This window comes from Microbulbifer maximicatervae (SeqCode), assembly GCF_052467225.1.
The window spans coordinates 4850921-4868790 of record NZ_CP174303.1 but is presented as its reverse complement, the minus strand read 5'-3'; the positions used below and the strand labels follow the sequence as shown (position 1 = coordinate 4868790).

Below are 17870 nucleotides of genomic sequence, written 5' to 3'. Positions count from 1 at the left end.
AGAGAGAAGCGTTACTTAAAGAGCTTCGCAATTGCCCAGCCAACAACGAATGCACAGCCAACAGCGAGAATGGGGCGCTCCCGAAGTGAGGACTCCGCTTTTTCCATTACATCGGTGGCACGTTGTCTCTGGGACTCTACAGAGGTCCGGGCCCTCTCTTTCAAGCTGCCAGCAGCTTGTGAAGCGGCCTCTCCAGCAAGATTATAGGCCTGTTGCAGCTTCTCCCTACTGGAGTTCGTATGTGGAGATCTTGCGGTTGCCATCAGGTTTCTCCTCTCGGGGTTTAATTGCCGAGGAAGTCTATAGTCCCGCGTGGTAATTCCCACTTGAAAAAGGGGTTTTTTTCACGCGATTTTTGCAGGAAAAAGTCCCTGTCTCTGCTACTGATCTTGGACTATGGCTGGCAGCTGTTCGGGCCCGGTCGTAGTTTCAAACGGCAAAAGCCGGCCTGAGTTCACAGAGGGGATTAGTCCTCGGACCGGCAGATGCCTGAGATGGCTTGGGTTAGATAAAAGCGAGTTGTTTATGGATGGCTGGTACTCTCACTTTTCCAGGTTTCAATATTCTCTACGACGCCGTTGAGTAGGCGCTGGCGTGATTCACGGCTGATCCAGGCGTTGTGGGGGGTGATAATCAAATTGGGGATATCTCTGTCCAATAGTGGGTGACTGGCGGGTGGGGGCTCCTGGCTGAGGACATCCAGCGCCGCCCCCCCAAGGTGCCCACTGCGCAAAGCATCCGCCAGTGCCTGTTCATTTACCAGCCCGCCCCGAGCCGTATTGACCAGGAGTGCGCCGGGTTTCATCGCGGCGATGAATTGCTCGTCTACCAGCTGATCGGTTTCTTCTGTGAGCGGGCAGTGCAGACTGATGACATCGGACTCTGCACACAATTGTTGCAGTGGCGTCCTGCCTTCAGCGGGTGTGCCGCTAAATGATTCAGCCACCAGTACCCGCATGTCCAGGGCTTCCCCCAGTTTTGCCACCTTCTGCCCGAGGGCACCAAAGCCAATGATACCGAGTGTTTTTCCTGCGAGTTCAACCACTGGGTGATCGAGCAGGCAAAAAATTGTAGATTGGCTCCAGCGTCCGGCAAAAACATCGTTGTGATAGCGGTGCCACTTGGAAGCAAGAGCCAGGATCAGGGCAAGAGTGTGCTGTGGTACAGAAGCCCCCGCATAACCTTTAACGTTGTACACCGGAATATTTAATTCCTGTGCGGCGGCGAGATCGATGTTATTTGTACCGGTTGCACAAACACAAATCATTTTTAATTTGCTGGCCTGCTCCAATAATGTGCGGCTTATTATGACTTTATTGGTTATTACCACCTCGGCCTCGGCGATTCGCTCCGCGACTTTTTCGGCGGGAGTCGTTTCATAGAAGTCCCACTGGTCTAGACTATTTGTTAGGGCCGAGGTATCCAGCTCCTCAAGCTTCATTGTCAAAGTGTCCAGAAATACGCCGCGCATGACATCTCCTCGATAGATTTGCAGTGTGGTGGACATGCTACGGCAGTGAAGAGGGAATGCAAAACTTTGCTGGCCAGCGGCCTTAACTGCGCATATTCGTGGCTACGGTTGGTTTGTCGGGGCCTTTCTGTCGCAATTGAAGAGGGCCTCTATGGGAATATCGTTTACCGCTGCCAGTCTTGTTTTAATTTCTGCATTTCTACACGCGGGTTGGAATTTACTGGGGAAGTCCCGCACACCAACTCCCGCCTTTTTTTGTATCGCGACTCTCAGTGTTGGAATTTTTCTTTTACCGCTAAATTTTTGGTTGCTATATCAGGTTGATTCGCTCCCGCGAAGTTTTTGGATCCTACTTATCGGTAGTGGTTTTTTTCAAATGATTTATATGGGGGGCTTATCCCTCGCCTACCAGCGAGCCAATATGGGATTGGTCTATCCCGTTGCTCGAGCATTGCCGGTATTGCTGGTTGCACTGGCAACGGTATTGTTGGGGCAATCGTTGCCTCCACTCGCCTGGGTGGGAATGCTGTTGGTGACAATTGGCTGCCTGCTGGTACCGCTGGTGTATTTCCGCGAGTGGCACTGGAGAGCTTATTGGCGCGCGGACTGCGCCTGGGCGCTGGTAGCAGCCATTGGCACTGTGGGCTATTCACTGGCGGATAAAGGGGCGCTGATTTACCTGGGGGATGCTGCGGGAGGCACTATCCCTGCGCTTGTTCTGGCCTACAGCTATTTGGGGATGCAGTTTCTCGCCTGTGGTGTATGGCTGCTTCTGGGGTGCTTGGGTCAGAGTGGCACTGCGCCATTGATCCAAAGTTTTCGGGATTTGAAGGTCGGGGCTCTGACCGGTGCCATGATGGGAGCGACTTACGGCCTGGTACTGCTGGCGATGACAATGACTGAAAATGTGAGTTATGTAGTCGCCCTAAGGCAGTTGAGTATTCCCCTGGGCGTGGGCTTGGCGGTCTGGTTACTCAAGGAGCCGGCACACAGGCCCCAGCTGCTGGGAGTGGGGCTGGTGTGTGCCGGCTTGATTGCAGTTTCCCTGCGTTAGCGCAGGGAAATTACATTACGCGCATACCGGGTTTGGCTCCCTCGTGGGGCTCCAGTATCCACAGGTCCTTACCTCCGGGACCCGCTGCCAGAACCATGCCTTCACTGACACCAAAGCGCATTTTACGCGGCGCTAGGTTAGCGACCATAACGGTGTGCTTACCTTCCAGGTCTTCAGGGGCGTAGGCGCTTTTAATACCGGCAAATACCTGGCGGGTTTCGCCGCCCAGGTCCAGGGTTAAGCGCAGCAGTTTACCGGCGCCTTCAACGTGTTCAGCTTTGGCGATCAGGGCGATCCTCAGGTCTACTTTGGCGAAGTCATCAAACTGGATTTCCTCGGCAATGGGGTCCTCCGCCAGAGGGCCGGTAGCAGCTTTGGTTTCCGCTTGTAGCTGGGCCAGGGATTCCGCAGCCGCATCCATAACCGCATCTACCTGGGTTTTCTCCACCCGTTGCAGCAGCGGCTTGAACTTCTTGATTTCGTGATCTGTCAGCGGTTTGGTTGCGCTGTTCCAATCCAGCTCACTGTTGAGGAACTCCGCCGCTTTTTGTGCAGTGTTGGGCAATACCGGGGCGAGCCAGGTGATCAGGGCGCGGAACATATTCACACCCTGGGAGCAAATAGCCAGAACCTCAGCTTCGGTGCCCTCCTGCTTGGCCAGGGACCAGGGAGCCTTGTCGGCGATCCAGGCGTTGGCGGCGTCGGCCAGAGCCATAATGTCGCGCATGGCGCGGGCGTATTCTCGCTGCTCGTAATACTCAGCAATTCGTGGAGCCGCTTCTACAAATTGGTTCCACAATTGTTCGTCGGCCAGTTCGCCGGCCAGCTTGCCACCGGACTTGCTGACAAACTTGGCGGTGCGGGAGGCGATATTGACTACTTTACCCACCAGGTCAGAGTTCACCTTGGCGATAAAATCGTCCAGGTTCAGATCCAGGTCATCGACGCCACCGGTCAGTTTGGCGGCGAAGTAGTAGCGCAAATACTCAGGGCTCAAGTGATCCAGGTAGTTGCGGGCATTGATAAAGGTGCCGCGGGACTTGGACATCTTCTTGCCGTTTACGGTAAGGAAGCCGTGTACGCAAACTTTGTTGGGGGTGCGGAAGTCCGCTGAGTCCAGCATGGCTGGCCAAAAGAGTGCGTGGAAGTTGACGATATCCTTGCCGATAAAATGGTAGACCTCGGCGTCGCTGTCTTTTTTCCAGTACTCCTGCCAGTCCAGCCCTTTGCTGTCGCAGTAGTTTTTGAGACTGGCCATATAGCCAATGGGAGCGTCGAGCCACACGTAGAAATATTTGCCCGGCGCATCGGGAATTTCGAAACCGAAGTAAGGGGCGTCGCGGGAAATATCCCACTCTTGCAGGCCCTCTTCCAGCCATTCGGCCAGCTTGTTGGCTACTTCATCCTGGAGAGTGCCGGAGCGGGTCCACTCGCGCAGGTATTCGGTGAATGCGGGCAGGGTAAAGAAGAAGTGCTCTGACTCCTTTTCTATCGGAGTGGCGCCGGAGATTGCTGATACCGGATCGATCAGTTCGGTAGGGCTGTAGGTGGCGCCACAGGCTTCACAGTTATCACCATACTGGTCGGGCGTGCTGCAGCGGGGGCAGGTTCCCTTGATATAGCGATCCGCCAGGAAAAGCTGTTTCTCTGGATCGAAAGCCTGGGTAATAGTGCGCGATGCGATGTGGCCGTTTTCGCTGAGGCGGCGGTAGATCATTGCCGACAGCTCGCGGTTTTCCTCTGAATGGGTGGAGTGGTAGTTGTCTACACCAATTAGGAAGTCGGCGAAGTCGCGCTCGTGTTCTGCCTGCATATTGGCGATATGCTGTTCCGGGGTCAGGCCCAGTTGTTCAGCCTTCAGCATAATTGCAGTGCCGTGAGCATCGTCGGCACAGATATACAGGCAGTTATTACCGCGCGCACGCTGGAAGCGGGCCCAAATATCGGTTTGGATATATTCGAGCACATGGCCCAGATGTAGGGAGCCATTGGCATAGGGCAGTGCGCTGGTGACGAGAATGTTGCGCGTATCGGACATCGGTTTTTCCATCGCTGTGGGGTTGCGGCCAGGGACTCACGGAGAGTGGGCCGAAGATCGTCAAAAGACCGCGGAATATAGCAGATTTGCACTATGTCGTGGAGGGATCAAGCTGGCTTATGTGAATCCTTGTTTGGCTGCTGTGGCTGGTGTTAGGCCGCGTCATCCGACACAATGCGAGCCAATCTAGAAGCGCTGAGAGGGAGATACCGTGAGCGATCATCATCACGATCATGACGAGCTGTCACAGGAAGTTCAGGCTGAACTGGAGCGACTGGCGGAGTGCCTCGGCCAGTTGCATGATCCTGCCAGTGGCTTGCCGCTGGATGATTTGGACGCAGAAATTGAAGTTGGGTATGAGGACGAAACTGTTTTCGCCGGGATTACCCTGGGATATCCGTGTGCCAGCCAGGAGGCAGATTGGCTCCAGCGGGTGGAGGAGAGCTGTCAGCCGCTGTTGAAAGCCGGGCCCCTCAAAGGCTCCAAGTTGCAGTTTGAGCTGTTCAGCGATATTCCCGCTACGCCGACTTCCGGGGCGCCGGAAACTCTGGCGAAGGTAAAAAACATTGTTGCTGTGGCGTCGGGCAAAGGCGGGGTTGGCAAGTCCACGACTGCGGTCAATCTGGCCCTGGCCCTGGCGGCGGAAGGTGCCCGGGTTGGTTTGTTGGATGCTGATATCTACGGCCCGAGCCTGCCCACCATGCTGGGAACTGAAGACCAGCGCCCGCATGTGAAAGAACAGAAATTCTTTGTGCCGGTAGAGGCTCACGGAATAGAGACAATGTCTCTGGGGTACCTGATGACCGAGGAGACCCCAGCGGTATGGCGCGGGCCTATGGCCAGCGGCGCGCTCAACCAGATTCTCAGTCAAACCCTGTGGGGGGAAAGTCGGGATGGGCTTGATTACCTGGTTGTGGATATGCCCCCGGGTACCGGGGATATTCAATTGACGCTGGCACAGAAAACTACATTGGCCGGTGCGGTAATTGTAACTACCCCTCAAGACCTGGCACTAAAAGATGCCATTAAGGGCGTGGAGATGTTCCGCAAGGTATCGGTACCTGTGCTGGGTATTGTGGAAAATATGGCGCTGCATACTTGTTCCAAGTGTGGTCACAGCGAGCCAATTTTCGGTACCGGTGGCGGTGAGCGAATCGCTGCAGAGTACGATACCCATTTACTGGGAGAGCTTCCGCTGGCACAGAAAATCCGCGCCGATGTGGATAGCGGACAGCCCAGTGTTATTTCCGATCCAGATAGTGAAATTGCTGGTTTTTATTGCGAAATTGCCCGCAAGGCTGCTGCCCAGATCTGGTTAAACAGCAGTGATGACAGCGATATGCCGGAAATCGAAATAAGTTGAACCCATTCGCGATATTGATCACAAAGAAATAATTTTCTTTGTTTTTCTGTTTTTACCGGGCTCCAATATTTTTATATTGATGCAGCCCGGTGTCCCTCATTGAAGTAAGCCGTACTAGTTTGTTCCTTGTTTTATGGTACAGATTTCCTTTTAGCGATAGCCCACTTCTGTCGCGCCCTGGGTAAATTAGAAGTTTCAAAATATTTCACAGAATTACCTGGTAAAAAACAGGGGTATTTTGATCGTACTAGTTACTTATTGTTTTAAAAATCATAAAGCCGATATTTTTTTGCGATATAGACCGCTTATGATTTTTAGGTGGCAGTATTTGCAGGTTTTTTGTCGCTTATTAAATGTAGTTGGGGCTGAGGGTATTAAAACGGGTTTACAGGTGCAGTATTTTCGCCGACAAACGTCAAACCCTTTATACGGATGTTGGATTGCCGTTGAGATAGAAGTAAATATCAGGAGTGTACGAGAAAAAAGTCTGCCTTATTTCGCGTTTTCAATACAGGTAAGACAATAAAAAGAGGCATTGCGGAAGCTGTAGTCGATAAAAATAAAAAAGACAAGCGCACGGGTGCTGTTATCAATGAATTTTCATATTAGCTATCGGCCGGCGGGTGGAATAGCGCGTGTGCTTTTTTTTGGTCCGGTGGGGTATAAGGACAAAATAGAAGCCATTGCACTACTGGTGGAAAAGTATCGCCACCGAAAACCCCTACGTGTACTACTCGACCTGCGTTATGCGCGCAGCAAAACCACACTGGAGGAGCACCAGAAATTTATTCACTTTATTGCTGAGAACCCTGTACTGCGACGGGCATTTATCGCGGTGTTACATCCGCGAGGGCGCTGGACCTGTCCGCTGCCCAGCCATGGCTCCTGCCTGTGTAGGCTCAGTTCTAGGGAGTTCGTTGTGGAGGCTGAGGCAGAGGCCTGGCTAGCCCAGATAAAGGTCGTACCTCAGCCTCTTGCTCTCTAGGGGAGGAGTTAGGCCTGCTGGTTGCGCGCCTGTTGGGCTTCAGCCTGGCGGCGGCGCTCCTCTCTCTTTTGCTCGCGGCGGGAGACGGTTTGCGCGCGGGCGTCCTGGCCAATGTGTACTTCACCGCGCTGTTTGGCCAGCTGAATTTGCTTTTCGCGCTCGCGGAAACGGGCTCGGTCAGCTTCAGGCACCTTGTCGTGGCAGTGCGGGCAGCTTACACCCTGCTCGAACAGGGGAGATTGCTGGTCTTCCTCAGTGATGGGCATGCGGCATGCATTGCATTGATCGTATTTGCCGCGTTCCAGGTTGTGGTTGACTGTCACCCGCTCATCGAAAACAAAGCACTCGCCTTCCCACAGGGATTCTTCTGCTGGGACTTCTTCCAGGTATTTCAAAATACCGCCGTGGAGGTGATATACCTCTTCAAAGCCCTGCTCTTTCATATAGGCTGTGGACTTCTCGCAGCGGATACCGCCGGTGCAGAACATGGCGACCTTCTTGTGCTTGGCCGGGTCCATATTCTCTTTTACGTACTGCGGGAACTCGCGGAAAGTTTCAGTTTCTGGGTTGATGGAATTCTTGAAAGTACCAACCTGGAATTCATAGTCATTGCGGGTGTCCACGACAACAACCTCTGGGTCGCTGATCAGGGCATTCCAGTCTTTGGGTTTGACATAGGTGCCGACGGTGCGCAGTGGATCAATGCCCTCTACACCCATGGTGACAATTTCTTTCTTTAGCTTCACTTTGCTGCGCAGGAAGGGCATTGCCTGGGTGATGGACTCTTTGTAGTCCAGGTTGGCGAGGCGTTCGTCTGACTTCAAATGGGCTAATACCGCGTCGATACCTTCGCGGGAGCCGGCTACAGTGCCATTGATGCCCTCTTGGGCCAACAGCAGGGTGCCGCGAACACTGTTTTCTTGCATCACCTCCAGCAGTGGGGCGCGAAGCGTTTCAAAGTTCTCAAGGGTAACGAACTTATACAGTGCACAGACAACAAATTGGTTCATGGTACTTCCTCAGTTGCGGGCCGGATCGCAAATCCGGAGCAGAAAAAATCGCCGCGCATTTTATCGCAAAAAAAGGAGCTTGTCGTACAGTAAGCAGGCGGTCCGCATCTGCAAGAAAAGGGATTTGTAGTTGACCGTCGGGCCGCAAGTTGTCAAAGTTCTGGCCGAAATTTCAAGGTCACAGCGAGGCGAATCCCATGGGCGAAGAGTTTGCACCGAAAGAATCGGAGTTGAGCCAGATCTATCGGGAGGGCGAGGTTTCCGTCCAGATCGATATTTATGAAGATGGTGAGGGCGGCTGGCTGCTTGAAATCGTCGATGAACACAACAACTCAACCGTTTGGGAAGATGCGTTTGAGACTGAGCGGGAAGCGCTGGATGAAGCGCTCGATGCTCTTAAAGAGGAGGGGATCGCTACCTTTGTTGGGCCAGTTCAGGAAGCCGACGGCAGCTGGTAAGTCCTCTTAAGGGGTGAATCGGCTGACTGGCAATTCCCAGCGGGAGTTGTGGCAAAAGTCGGCTGACATTTGTTCAAACTGCTATGGTTAATGTGAGAAGGGAATCGCGACTGTGTAACAGCACACCCAATCACAGTGCCGCCGCGAGACAATGGTGGAATCCAGGTCTCCGGCGGTACTACCTAACCTGCGGTTACCCTCCCCATGAACCTGCGCTACCTTATTCTGCTGGTGACTGTATTAAGTCCACTGGTATCCGCAGAGAGCATCCGCCTTTCCAATCGACAGCTGCTCACCACTGACCTGAAAGAAGCCCGACTTATCTCCGAATTGAGTGGTTATGCCATTGTTGCCGGGCGCCATTGTCTCGATTGCGACGAGAACCTGGCAATTTATATACAGAGAGTTGGCCGCGCCGATATGGGGATAAACCCAGAGAAAATTGGTATTGAGGCTGATCGCTATACCTATCCCGGCCGCTATCTAGATTACATGACCAAGAAACTGGTGGAAAAAACCCGCATGTTTTATGGGCTCTGTCACGAGGGGCAGCCGTCGCTTTTATGGCTAACGGAATACAGGGAGGGTGAGCGCTGGGTAAAATCAGAATACTTAATATTAATTGGCGAGGATGGATTAAAACATCGCTATACCGAGAACCAGCAGCCGAGCCTGTTTTATATCGGAAATTCAAATTGTATAGAGCTAGAAGGGTTTTTAATGGAGATGGAACCCTGATTGCTTTTTGTTGGATTAGGGAGCCTCTGAATAACTCCTTGATACCTCTGGCTTGCAGAGCGGTTCACAATTAAGGCGCGGCTTCGTAGGAATGTCTAGACCTTTCAAGAAGTCGCAACGCGGAGTGTGAATCGCTCTGCAAGCCCCGAAGGGCGGGCCTTGAAGGCCACAGCTGCTGCGTTGCAGCTCTTGCAAAGGGCTACGGCCATTCGCGGCGAGCTGCGCCTAACATCTGCGCCTTCAAGACCCGCAGAGGCATTACGGAGTTATTCAGAGGCTCCTTAGATATAAGTTCTTTTAACAATAAAAAAACCCCGCTGGAGGGCGGGGTCACAAGCTCTGTTGAAATTAGGTCTAATTACTTTACGGGTTCAAAAACAATCTTCAGTTTTTTCTTGCCCCAGGCGCGGGCTTTCTTAATGTCTTTCTCCATCCAAACATCGATTCGGTTAGTAAAACGCTTGTTCATACGGTCGCGCACGGTATAGGTGCCAGGCAGACCTTCAATTTTAACTTTGGCGCCGTTAGTCAGACCGTGTTTTTCCAGGTCACGGGATACGGCGATAATTTTGTCACCGGGGCGCAGGCGGTTGTTCCAAGCTGCTACCCAGGGATCACTGTCAGTTTGTCCGGGTACAGAGTTGTAAGCAGTTGCGTCAACAATCATGGTTTTCTTAAGTGCTGCTGAGGCATTAACGCTTACACCGATAGCGAGCAAGGCAGCAATAAAAAAGGCAGTATTTCGCAGAGTCTGTTTCATCATGTCCCATTACCTCCAGGTCATAAATGGTCACAAGCCAAGGGCTGCTTGTGAAATTTCCAAGTTTGTTTGGAAATCGTTGATCAATATTTAATCAACGCTGGCTATATTACCGGCGATTCCTGAGGTATCAACTTTTTCCTGCAAAGCGAGAAAAAGCCGTATGAATTGGCGGGTTACTTACAGAAAATAAAAAAATGGCTTAATTTTCAGATGTAAAGAACAATAAAATTGCACTGTATATATTTTGTACAGAAGGAAATGGCCGGATAGAACCCAGCTCCTTGGTAAATGGTTTCAAAAGAGAAAAATTGCGTGACAGCGATGTCATTCTAAAGAGTCGTGCTAGGAGTGGTGGAGGGCATTGCTTAGCATGACTGGAACAGTAAAAAATTCCTCATAAATTATTTGTGACTTATTCTCCATATATTGCTGATATGACAAAAAACAGCAGGTTTTAGCGGAAAAACCGGTGCGCCACATTAAAAAATGCAGGGAATCCCCAGTACTTACAGCGCGGTTTCGGGGTTTTCCAGTATCGGTTCCACCTGGCTGCGCAATGCGGATAAGTAGTCACTGTCTTCCTGGAGGTCCGGCAGCTTGTGCTGTATGTCCAGCTTCACCGTTTTTTCCAACCAGATGATGGCTTCCTCCAGGTTTCCCTGCCATTCACAGACTTGCCCCAGGTTGAAATAGGTGATGGCAAGGTTCTGCCATTCCGCCTGTTCGCGCAGGCCTTGAATTGCACTCTTATATAGAAGGTAAGCCGAGCGTAGAAGATGAGCTCGCTGAGTGTGCTCCTTCTCCGTTGCTGCTTGCTGATGGTAAGTGTGTGCCATGGCTGACCGCACTCTCGCGGTGGACTGCGGTAGCACCGCGCCCTCATCCAGGTAATTGAGGACCGATTCGAACTGTGCGCGGGCAAGGGGGTAGAGGTCAGGTCGCGCTTGGGCGCTAAATGCATTGAGCACAATGCCGTAGCGGTAGCGCAGGGCCTGTTGTTGATCCGGATAGTCAGATAGTGAGGAGATGGCCTTTTCGTAAAGTGGCAGTGCGTCGGCGTAGTTGCCCGTGCGGGCGTAGGTTTCAGCCTCAGTAACCAATGCCAGGGAGTGTTGGGCCTGGGATAGATGGTGCCCTAATTGTTTTTTCCCGGAGTTTGAGCTTATGGATATTGCTGCTAGCAATACGGCGATGCCAAGCAGTGCATAAAACAGCATGAGCAGGTTTGAGAGATGTTTGTGCATAGGCACTTCCCGCAGGCTACTTTGGGTGGACGGTAAGAGACCCGGAGATATGGGCCTCTTACGTCAGTAAATGCCTATTTATCCAGTTGTGCCAGTAGCCCCTGTAGCGGATGGCGCAAGGATACGCCTGCAAAGCGACTGGCCTGGCAACGACAGGAATAGCCGGTGGCCAACTGGTTTTCGCCACTGTTCAATCGGGGCGCCCAGGATTGCTGGAAAATGACTCGTGAGGTCTCTTTGTGATCTGCTTCGTGGCCATAGGTACCGGCCATACCGCAGCAGCCGAGGCTCTCGGTAGCGAGTTCCAGGCCCAGGGCAGTGAAAACATTTTGCCAGTCTTTCACCGAGGCGGTGGCATTGGTTTGTTCACTGCAATGGGGCAGAAGCTGGAAGTTGGCGGGCGCTATGCGGTGGCGCTGTTGTTCCAGGTGCTCCCGCTGGGAAGCCAGCCATTCCTGTAACAAGTGGACCTTGGGTGCCTCATCGCCCATCAGCTTTTTATACTCGGAGCGATAAGTCAGGGTCATTGAGGGGTCGATGCCCACAAGGGGAATACCGCTGGCGGCGAGGTCGTTAAGCATCTGGCTGTTTAATTCAGCGACCCTCTGGAACTGGCGCAGGAAACCGTGGACATGCAGGGGTTTACCGTTGGCGCGGTAGGGCGCCAGCATGGGGACAAAATCGAGCTGCTTTAGCAAGCGCACAATGTCGGCAACCACTTGGGCATCAAAATAACTGGTAAAAGCATCCTGCACTATCACCACTGCGCGACTGCGCTGTGCCGGGCCCAGGGACTCCAGGCAGGCGGCACTGGCGACAGGCACACCCAGCTCCGCCATAGTCGCTTTCAAGGTTTTTTCCGATAACAGTGGGCTGTCCACCATGCCGAACAGGCGCTCCATCAGGAAGGAAACTGGCTTGAGTTTTAGTGGCCAGTTGTATAACTGAGGTAGCTTGGCCAGGTGTGGCATCAGGAATTCCAGCCCACCGACGGCGTAATCTTTTAGCGGACGCAAATAGCGGCTGTAGTAGAGTTCGAGGAATTTGCTGCGAAACTCCGGCACATCCACTTTTATCGGGCACTGCCCTACACAGGATTTACACGCCAGACAGCCTTGCATCGCCTCGTTAACTTCGTGATTGAAATCGTACTCGCCACGGGTTTTTGCCAGGGAATTGATAATGCGCTTGGGGAGTCCGACAAAAAAGGAGCGTTCCCGCAGGCGCTGGGCACTGGAGACCGCATCAACATTTTTTTCGCTGAGCAATCGCAGCCATTCGCGCATTAAAGAGGCGCGCCCCTTGGGAGAGTGAATACGGTTGCGAGTGGCCTTGTAGGAAGGGCACATGGCATCGTCGGGGTTCCAGTTAAAACAGGCGCCATTGCCGTTGCAGTGCACACCTTCCTCATAGCCCTCCCAGACCTGGGCGGGAATTTGTCGGTCCCGCTCGCCTCGGGTGGATACCTCATCGATTTTCAGCAGCTGGCTGTCATCACTGGGGGTAGCTATTTTCCCCGGATTGAGTTGGTTGCGAGGGTCGAAGGCGGCTTTGATTTTTTGCAGCTCTGGGTAGAGCTCGCCAAAAAATTCCGGTGCATACTCTGATCTGACACCTTTCCCATGCTCCCCCCACAAAAGGCCCTTATATTTCTGTGTGAGGGCGACTACCTGATCGGTGATCGGACGAATTTGTGCGGCTTGCTGGGGGTCTTTCATATCAATTGCCGGACGCACGTGCAGCACGCCCGCATCGACATGGCCAAACATACCGTAGTCGAGATTGGCCTCATCCAATACCGCGCGGAACTCAGCGATAAAATCCGCCAGGTTTTCCGGTGGTACTGCCGTGTCTTCGACAAAGGGAATTGGGCGTTTTTCTCCCTGGGCATTCCCCAGTAAGCCCACGGCCCGTTTGCGCATGGCCCAGATTCGATTGACCTCGGCGTGGCCTCGGGCAATGGAATAGCCGAAACTTTTACCTGCTTGGCCAATAGCTTCATCAATATGAGCGGTAAATTGAGCTAGTGCCTGCTCCAATTCCTCTTCGCTATCGGCGGCGTACTCGACTAAATTAATGCCCTTGACCGGGCGATCGTCTGTTGGGAAAAATTCACTGACGCTGTGCCAGACAATATCCTCCATCGCCAGCTGCAACACTTTGCTGTCTACTGTCTCGATAGACATGGGACCGGCCAGCATCAGGTCTTTGGCGTCGCGTAGCGCCTCTTGAAAATGGTCGTACTTTAAATTGACCAAAGCGACACATTTGGGAATTGGCAACAGGTTGAGTTTTGCCTCGGCGATAAAACCCAGGGTTCCCTCTGAGCCACAGAGAACACTATTGAGGTTAAAGCCTTTATCGTCGCGAATATGAGCCAGGTCGTAGCCGGTGAGGCAGCGGTTGAGCTTGGGAAATTTTGCTGTGATTAACTCTGCTTTTGTACGCGCGATAGAGTCACAGACTTGGTGAACCTGTGCAGAGCGTTTATCCCCGACACTGACTTGTGCCAGCTCCTCATCGTCGATCGGGGCCGAGTGCCAAATCTCACCGCCCAATAATACGGTGTGTAACTCCAGCACGTGATCGCGGGTTTTGCCGTAGACACATGAACCCTGGCCCGAGGCATCGGTATTGATCATGCCGCCAATGGTGGCTCGGTTACTGGTGGAAAGCTCCGGAGCAAAAAAGAGGCCGTGGGGTTTGAGTGCTGCATTCAGTTGATCTTTGACCACACCGGCCTGTACCCGGACCCAGCGCTTCTCAACATTGATTTCGAGGATCTGGTTCATATGGCGGGAGATATCCACAACCAGTCCATCGGTCAGGGACTGGCCGTTTGTACCGGTACCACCGCCACGGGGGGATAGCACTACCGAGTGAAACTCCTCCCTGTCAGCCAGCTCAGCGAGCAGCTGCAAGTCACGACTGTCGCGGGGATAAACAACGGCCTGGGGGAGGACCTGGTATATCGAATTATCGGTAGCCAGGACCGTGCGGCTGGCATAACTGGGGGTGGTATCGCCACGGAAACCTGCGTCCTTCAGTTCCTGCAAGAACTGCAAATAGAGCGCCTGAACCTCGTCGACTTCGCGCAATGCTGGAATCATGAGCTAATCCGTACTTTCCGGGAGGTATGGGCCGCATCGCAGACCGGGGACTGGCGATAATAGTGCGCGCAGCGCTAAATCTCGGAATGAACGCGGCTTTGCATTGTAGCTTTGGTTTGCATTTGCGCAAGCCACGGCGACCTTGCAGGAGATTTTCAAAAACCTATACAAAGGCAGGGCTTGTATAAGTTTTAGTGGCAGGCTATAAAAAAGGTAGGCCATTACCTGCACACTTTGTGACTATGAATATTCAATTCCTGCCGCATAAGATTCCCGTTGGTATCAGCCGCTGTGCCGTGGGTGATCCAGTTCGATATAACGGTAGCCATAAGCACAGCAAAGTCTGCACTCAGCTGCTGGGTAATTGCTTTGATCTGCAAGCTTACTGCCCGGAAGTGGCAATAGGCTTGGGAGTGCCCCGCCCGCCAATTCACCTGATTGTCAGTGATCGCCTGCGCGCAGTTGGGCGCGATGACACCAATATCGATGTGACAGAGGACCTTGAAGCTTACGCAGACGAGATAAGTCCGGAGATCGAGCAGTTGCGCGGTTTTATCCTGATGCAAAAGTCTCCCAGCTGCGGTATGCGTACTACCCCCCATTACAAAGAAGATGGTCGCGGTGTACTGGCGCATTCGGCAGGTCTATTTGCTGCGCGTGTGAGAGAGAATTTCCCCCACCTCCCTATGGAGGAAGTAGGGCGACTGAATGCCAGCGATATTCGCGAGAACTTTTTAACCCGAGTATTTGCTTACGATGCCTGGCATCGCTATGTATCGCCGGATCCTCGACCTGCTAAAGTTATTGAGTTTTACACCGCTTATAAGTACCTCTTGCTAGCCCATAGCCAGCCTCTGACCCGTGCCTTGGGTCAGTTTGTTTCCAACTCTCGTGCGGTGACCCCCGAAGAGTTCGCTTATGAAATTCGTGGGCGGATTATGGATATTCTCTCCCAACATGCATCGCGCAAGGATCGAACCAATGCACTGATGCACAGCCAGGGGCATTTAAAGGGCTATTTAAGCCGGGAAGAGCGGGCTGAACTGGCCCAGCTTATCGAGGAGTACCGGCAAGGGCATAAACCGATTTCGGCGGTGCTTACTATGCTCCGTCATTACTTGCCGAGAAGCCCACACCACTTTATCCACAGCCAGGTCTTGCTCGCTGCCGAGCCGGCTGAATTAGGTTTATGTGAATTTCGATAATGAGCGTCATGTCCGACCCAGAAGTTGTTGAAAAAAACTATTTTCCGATTCGTGAGATAGCTCGGAGGACCGGGGTGCATCCCGTGACCTTACGGGCCTGGGAGCGCCGCTATGGTTTACTAAAACCCATGCGCACCAGCAAAGGGCATCGACTTTATAGTGAAGAGGAAGTCGAGCAGATTGAAAAGGTCCTGCAATGCCTCGCCAGGGGCGTTTCCATTGGTCAAGTGCGAGACCTGTTGGCGCGAGAGCAGGACAATTTAGGGGTGCCAGCGACTGCAGGCGATGGAAAAAACAATTGGCAGGCGATGCTGGATGAAACCTCCAGTCTTCTCAGAGACTTTGCAGAACCCCAGCTGCGCCGCCGTCTCGATCAGTGGTTTTCCTCATTCCCTGCAGCTTTGCTGTTGGAGCACTGGCTGAAACCTTTGCATGTGCGGCTTGAGCGATTTCGCCTACCTGAAGCCCATGGGGCGCAGACATTTTTCTGGCCTCTGTTAAATGAACAGCTACTTCTGACTAATGGTATGGCCAGGAAAAACCTGGACAAAGACAAGTCCCAGGCGAAGCCCCGTATTCTTTTACTGGAAATTGGCTTTCAGGGCCAACAGGCATTTATACAGATGTTTATTGCGGTACTCCTTGCCGCAGGAATAGAGGCCGTTACCCTGGCTTATCCTGCGGGATTATTGGAGCTGGGAAGTACAGTCAAAAAACTGGGTGCTCAGGGAGTGCTTTGCTATAGCCACAAGGCTATGCCGAAAAATATTCTTGAACGTGAGCTACCAAGTGCTGTTCAGGGGATGACTGATCCTCTGTGGCTTGCGGGTGATTTTATTGAGGTGCAGCGTTTGGCTTTGACTGAACTGAACCGACTCCCTTTAACAAAAGTACTTGCCGGAAATACAGAGAGCGCAGTTACACAATTGCGGGAGTCTTTAAAGCTATGAGTCGCCCAGTGACTTTGCCACGTGGCCTGGTATGGCTACGCAGTGACTTACGCCTCAATGATAATTCAGCACTTTACCAAGCCAGTATGCAATGTCAGGAGGTGGCTGCTGTATTTATTGCCTGTCCGGGTACCTGGCAGAGCCATGACGAAGGCAATCCATTGGTGGCTTTTCGTATCGCCTGTTTGCGTGAATTACAAGATGGATTAGAGGAGCGAAATATACCGCTGTACTTCATTGAAGTTCCTACATTTGCTCAGGTTCCAGGGGTTCTTCAGCAAATAGTTGAGCGCCTGAATATCAATGCTCTCTATGCGAATGCTGAATATCCACTCAATGAGCTGCGCCGTGATAATGCAGTAAAAGATTTACTGACAAATGAGGGGGTTCAGGTTCAATTCTACAGTGACCGCACCCTGCTTCCACCGGGAGCAGTAAGAACCGGCGGAGGGGAACCCTACAAGGTGTTTACCCCCTTCAAGCGTGCACTGATTCAATTGTGTGCCGATAGTGAAGTAAAAACCTTACCTAAGCCTCGGAAAATTTCTAACCGGGAAAATGGAGCACATTGGCCAAAGTGGTTTTCTCTATCTGAAGGGCAGAAATTAAGCCAAAAGATTCCAGCGCAACTGTCGACATACTCGATAGATAAGATCGACAATGAAGGCCTGATTAAAGGTTGGCAAGCAGGAGAAAAGGCGGCACTGAAACGGCTCAAGAAGTTCGGTGGAAAAATATCTGCTTATCAGGTAGAGAGAGACTTTCCAGCACTCGATAGTACCTCCTGCTTATCCCCCTACCTAAATAGTGGTGCTGTTTCGATTCGCCAATGTATAGCTATGGCGTTGGATATGAATGAGGGACGTTGGCTGGGTGGAGATGATGGGGCGGCCTGTTGGATTAGCGAATTAATCTGGCGGGAGTTTTATACCCATTTGTTGGTGGACTTTCCCCGTCTGAGTAAAGGGAGGCCATTCAAGCAGGAAACTGACCAAATTCCCTGGTCCTACAATAAGGATCAGTTTGAGCGTTGGACTTTGGGGGAGACTGGGGTTCCGATAGTTGATGCAGCGATGCGACAGTTAAATGAGGCTGCCTGGATGCATAATCGATTGCGTATGATAGTAGCTTCATTTCTCAGTAAAAATATGCTGATAGATTGGCGCTGGGGTGAGCGCTACTTTATGCAGCGCTTAATTGATGCAGACTTTGCTTCCAACAATGGGGGCTGGCAGTGGACTGCCTCCACGGGTACTGATGCTGCACCCTATTTTCGTGTATTTAATCCTTATAGTCAGTCGCAACGTTTTGATCCCAATGGAGATTTTATCCGCAAATTTATACCTGAGCTAAAGGAGCTGAGCGACAAAGCCATACACGATCCACCGCCGACTCAAGGCTATCCTCAAGTGATTTGCGATGTGGGGGCTGGACGGAAGCGAGCGATTGAAGTTTTTGCCAATTTGAAGTGAATTTGAGTG

Annotated in this window: 15 protein-coding genes; 8 read left to right on the top strand and 7 right to left on the bottom strand. The window is 52.3% G+C overall.

Going from position 1 to position 17870, the window contains the following annotated elements; genetic code table 11:
• Nucleotides 1–11: 11 nt before the first annotated feature.
• Nucleotides 12–263 carry a hypothetical protein gene (locus tag ACJJIZ_RS21120; protein WP_282934265.1) on the bottom strand — a complete coding sequence of 84 codons (252 nt, stop codon included), beginning with the start codon at nucleotides 261–263 and terminating at the stop codon, nucleotides 12–14.
• Nucleotides 264–523: 260 nt separating this feature from the next.
• Nucleotides 524–1471 (bottom strand): D-2-hydroxyacid dehydrogenase, encoded by a 948-nt coding sequence (locus ACJJIZ_RS21115; protein ID WP_282934264.1) that lies wholly within the window; start codon nucleotides 1469–1471, stop codon nucleotides 524–526.
• Between the two features lie 151 nt (nucleotides 1472–1622).
• Between ACJJIZ_RS21115 and ACJJIZ_RS21110 the strand changes: the two genes are divergently transcribed.
• Nucleotides 1623–2525 carry an EamA family transporter gene (locus ACJJIZ_RS21110; protein ID WP_444906413.1) on the top strand — a complete coding sequence of 301 codons (903 nt, stop codon included), beginning with the start codon at nucleotides 1623–1625 and terminating at the stop codon, nucleotides 2523–2525.
• 10 nt (nucleotides 2526–2535) lie between these two features.
• Here the strand turns inward: ACJJIZ_RS21110 and metG are convergent, their stop codons facing one another.
• Nucleotides 2536–4563: a methionine--tRNA ligase gene (metG, locus tag ACJJIZ_RS21105; RefSeq protein ID WP_282934262.1), complete on the bottom strand. Its 2028-nt coding sequence runs from the start codon at nucleotides 4561–4563 to the stop codon at nucleotides 2536–2538.
• 211 nt (nucleotides 4564–4774) lie between these two features.
• On the opposite strand from metG, the gene apbC reads away from it, so the two are divergent.
• Together apbC and ACJJIZ_RS21095 are read left to right on the top strand one after the other, a co-directional pair.
• Entirely contained in the window at nucleotides 4775–5926 is a 1152-nt protein-coding gene (apbC, locus tag ACJJIZ_RS21100) for an iron-sulfur cluster carrier protein ApbC (RefSeq protein WP_444914753.1), read from the top strand.
• Nucleotides 5927–6518: 592 nt separating this feature from the next.
• Nucleotides 6519–6911, top strand: coding sequence for a hypothetical protein (locus tag ACJJIZ_RS21095; RefSeq protein ID WP_282934259.1), 393 nt, complete (start codon nucleotides 6519–6521; stop codon nucleotides 6909–6911).
• A gap of 8 nt (nucleotides 6912–6919) precedes the next feature.
• Here ACJJIZ_RS21095 and trhO read toward each other — a convergent pair whose 3' ends face one another.
• The gene (trhO, locus tag ACJJIZ_RS21090; RefSeq protein ID WP_444892795.1) at nucleotides 6920–7921 is read right to left on the bottom strand and encodes an oxygen-dependent tRNA uridine(34) hydroxylase TrhO; all 1002 of its coding nucleotides are present in this window, start codon (nucleotides 7919–7921) and stop codon (nucleotides 6920–6922) included.
• Nucleotides 7922–8070: 149 nt separating this feature from the next.
• On the opposite strand from trhO, the gene ACJJIZ_RS21085 reads away from it, so the two are divergent.
• Complete coding sequence (locus ACJJIZ_RS21085; protein WP_238152121.1) at nucleotides 8071–8379, top strand: hypothetical protein; 309 nt, start codon at nucleotides 8071–8073, stop codon at nucleotides 8377–8379.
• 204 nt (nucleotides 8380–8583) lie between these two features.
• Entirely contained in the window at nucleotides 8584–9117 is a 534-nt protein-coding gene (locus ACJJIZ_RS21080) for a hypothetical protein (RefSeq protein WP_282934257.1), read from the top strand.
• 358 nt (nucleotides 9118–9475) lie between these two features.
• On the opposite strand, the gene ACJJIZ_RS21075 is transcribed toward ACJJIZ_RS21080, so the two are convergent.
• From ACJJIZ_RS21075 to ydiJ, 3 genes are all read right to left on the bottom strand, one after another.
• Nucleotides 9476–9880, bottom strand: a complete 405-nt coding sequence (locus tag ACJJIZ_RS21075) for a 3D domain-containing protein (RefSeq protein ID WP_238152122.1) — start codon at nucleotides 9878–9880, stop codon at nucleotides 9476–9478.
• A gap of 506 nt (nucleotides 9881–10386) precedes the next feature.
• Entirely contained in the window at nucleotides 10387–11124 is a 738-nt protein-coding gene (locus ACJJIZ_RS21070) for a tetratricopeptide repeat protein (RefSeq protein WP_444914752.1), read from the bottom strand.
• A 74-nt stretch (nucleotides 11125–11198) separates the two neighbouring features.
• Nucleotides 11199–14234, bottom strand: a complete 3036-nt coding sequence (gene ydiJ / locus ACJJIZ_RS21065) for a D-2-hydroxyglutarate dehydrogenase YdiJ (RefSeq protein ID WP_444914751.1) — start codon at nucleotides 14232–14234, stop codon at nucleotides 11199–11201.
• Nucleotides 14235–14476: 242 nt separating this feature from the next.
• On the opposite strand from ydiJ, the gene ACJJIZ_RS21060 reads away from it, so the two are divergent.
• From ACJJIZ_RS21060 to ACJJIZ_RS21050, 3 genes are read left to right on the top strand one after another with little or no spacing between them, the layout of a single operon-like run.
• A complete protein-coding gene (locus ACJJIZ_RS21060) occupies nucleotides 14477–15439 on the top strand; it encodes a YbgA family protein (RefSeq protein WP_444914750.1) in 963 nt (320 codons plus the stop codon).
• Nucleotides 15439–16389 carry a MerR family transcriptional regulator gene (locus tag ACJJIZ_RS21055; protein ID WP_444914749.1) on the top strand — a complete coding sequence of 317 codons (951 nt, stop codon included), beginning with the start codon at nucleotides 15439–15441 and terminating at the stop codon, nucleotides 16387–16389. The genes ACJJIZ_RS21060 and ACJJIZ_RS21055 overlap by 1 nt, the downstream gene beginning before the upstream one ends.
• Nucleotides 16386–17861, top strand: coding sequence for a cryptochrome/photolyase family protein (locus tag ACJJIZ_RS21050; RefSeq protein WP_444914748.1), 1476 nt, complete (start codon nucleotides 16386–16388; stop codon nucleotides 17859–17861). The genes ACJJIZ_RS21055 and ACJJIZ_RS21050 overlap by 4 nt, the downstream gene beginning before the upstream one ends.
• Nucleotides 17862–17870: the final 9 nt, after the last annotated feature.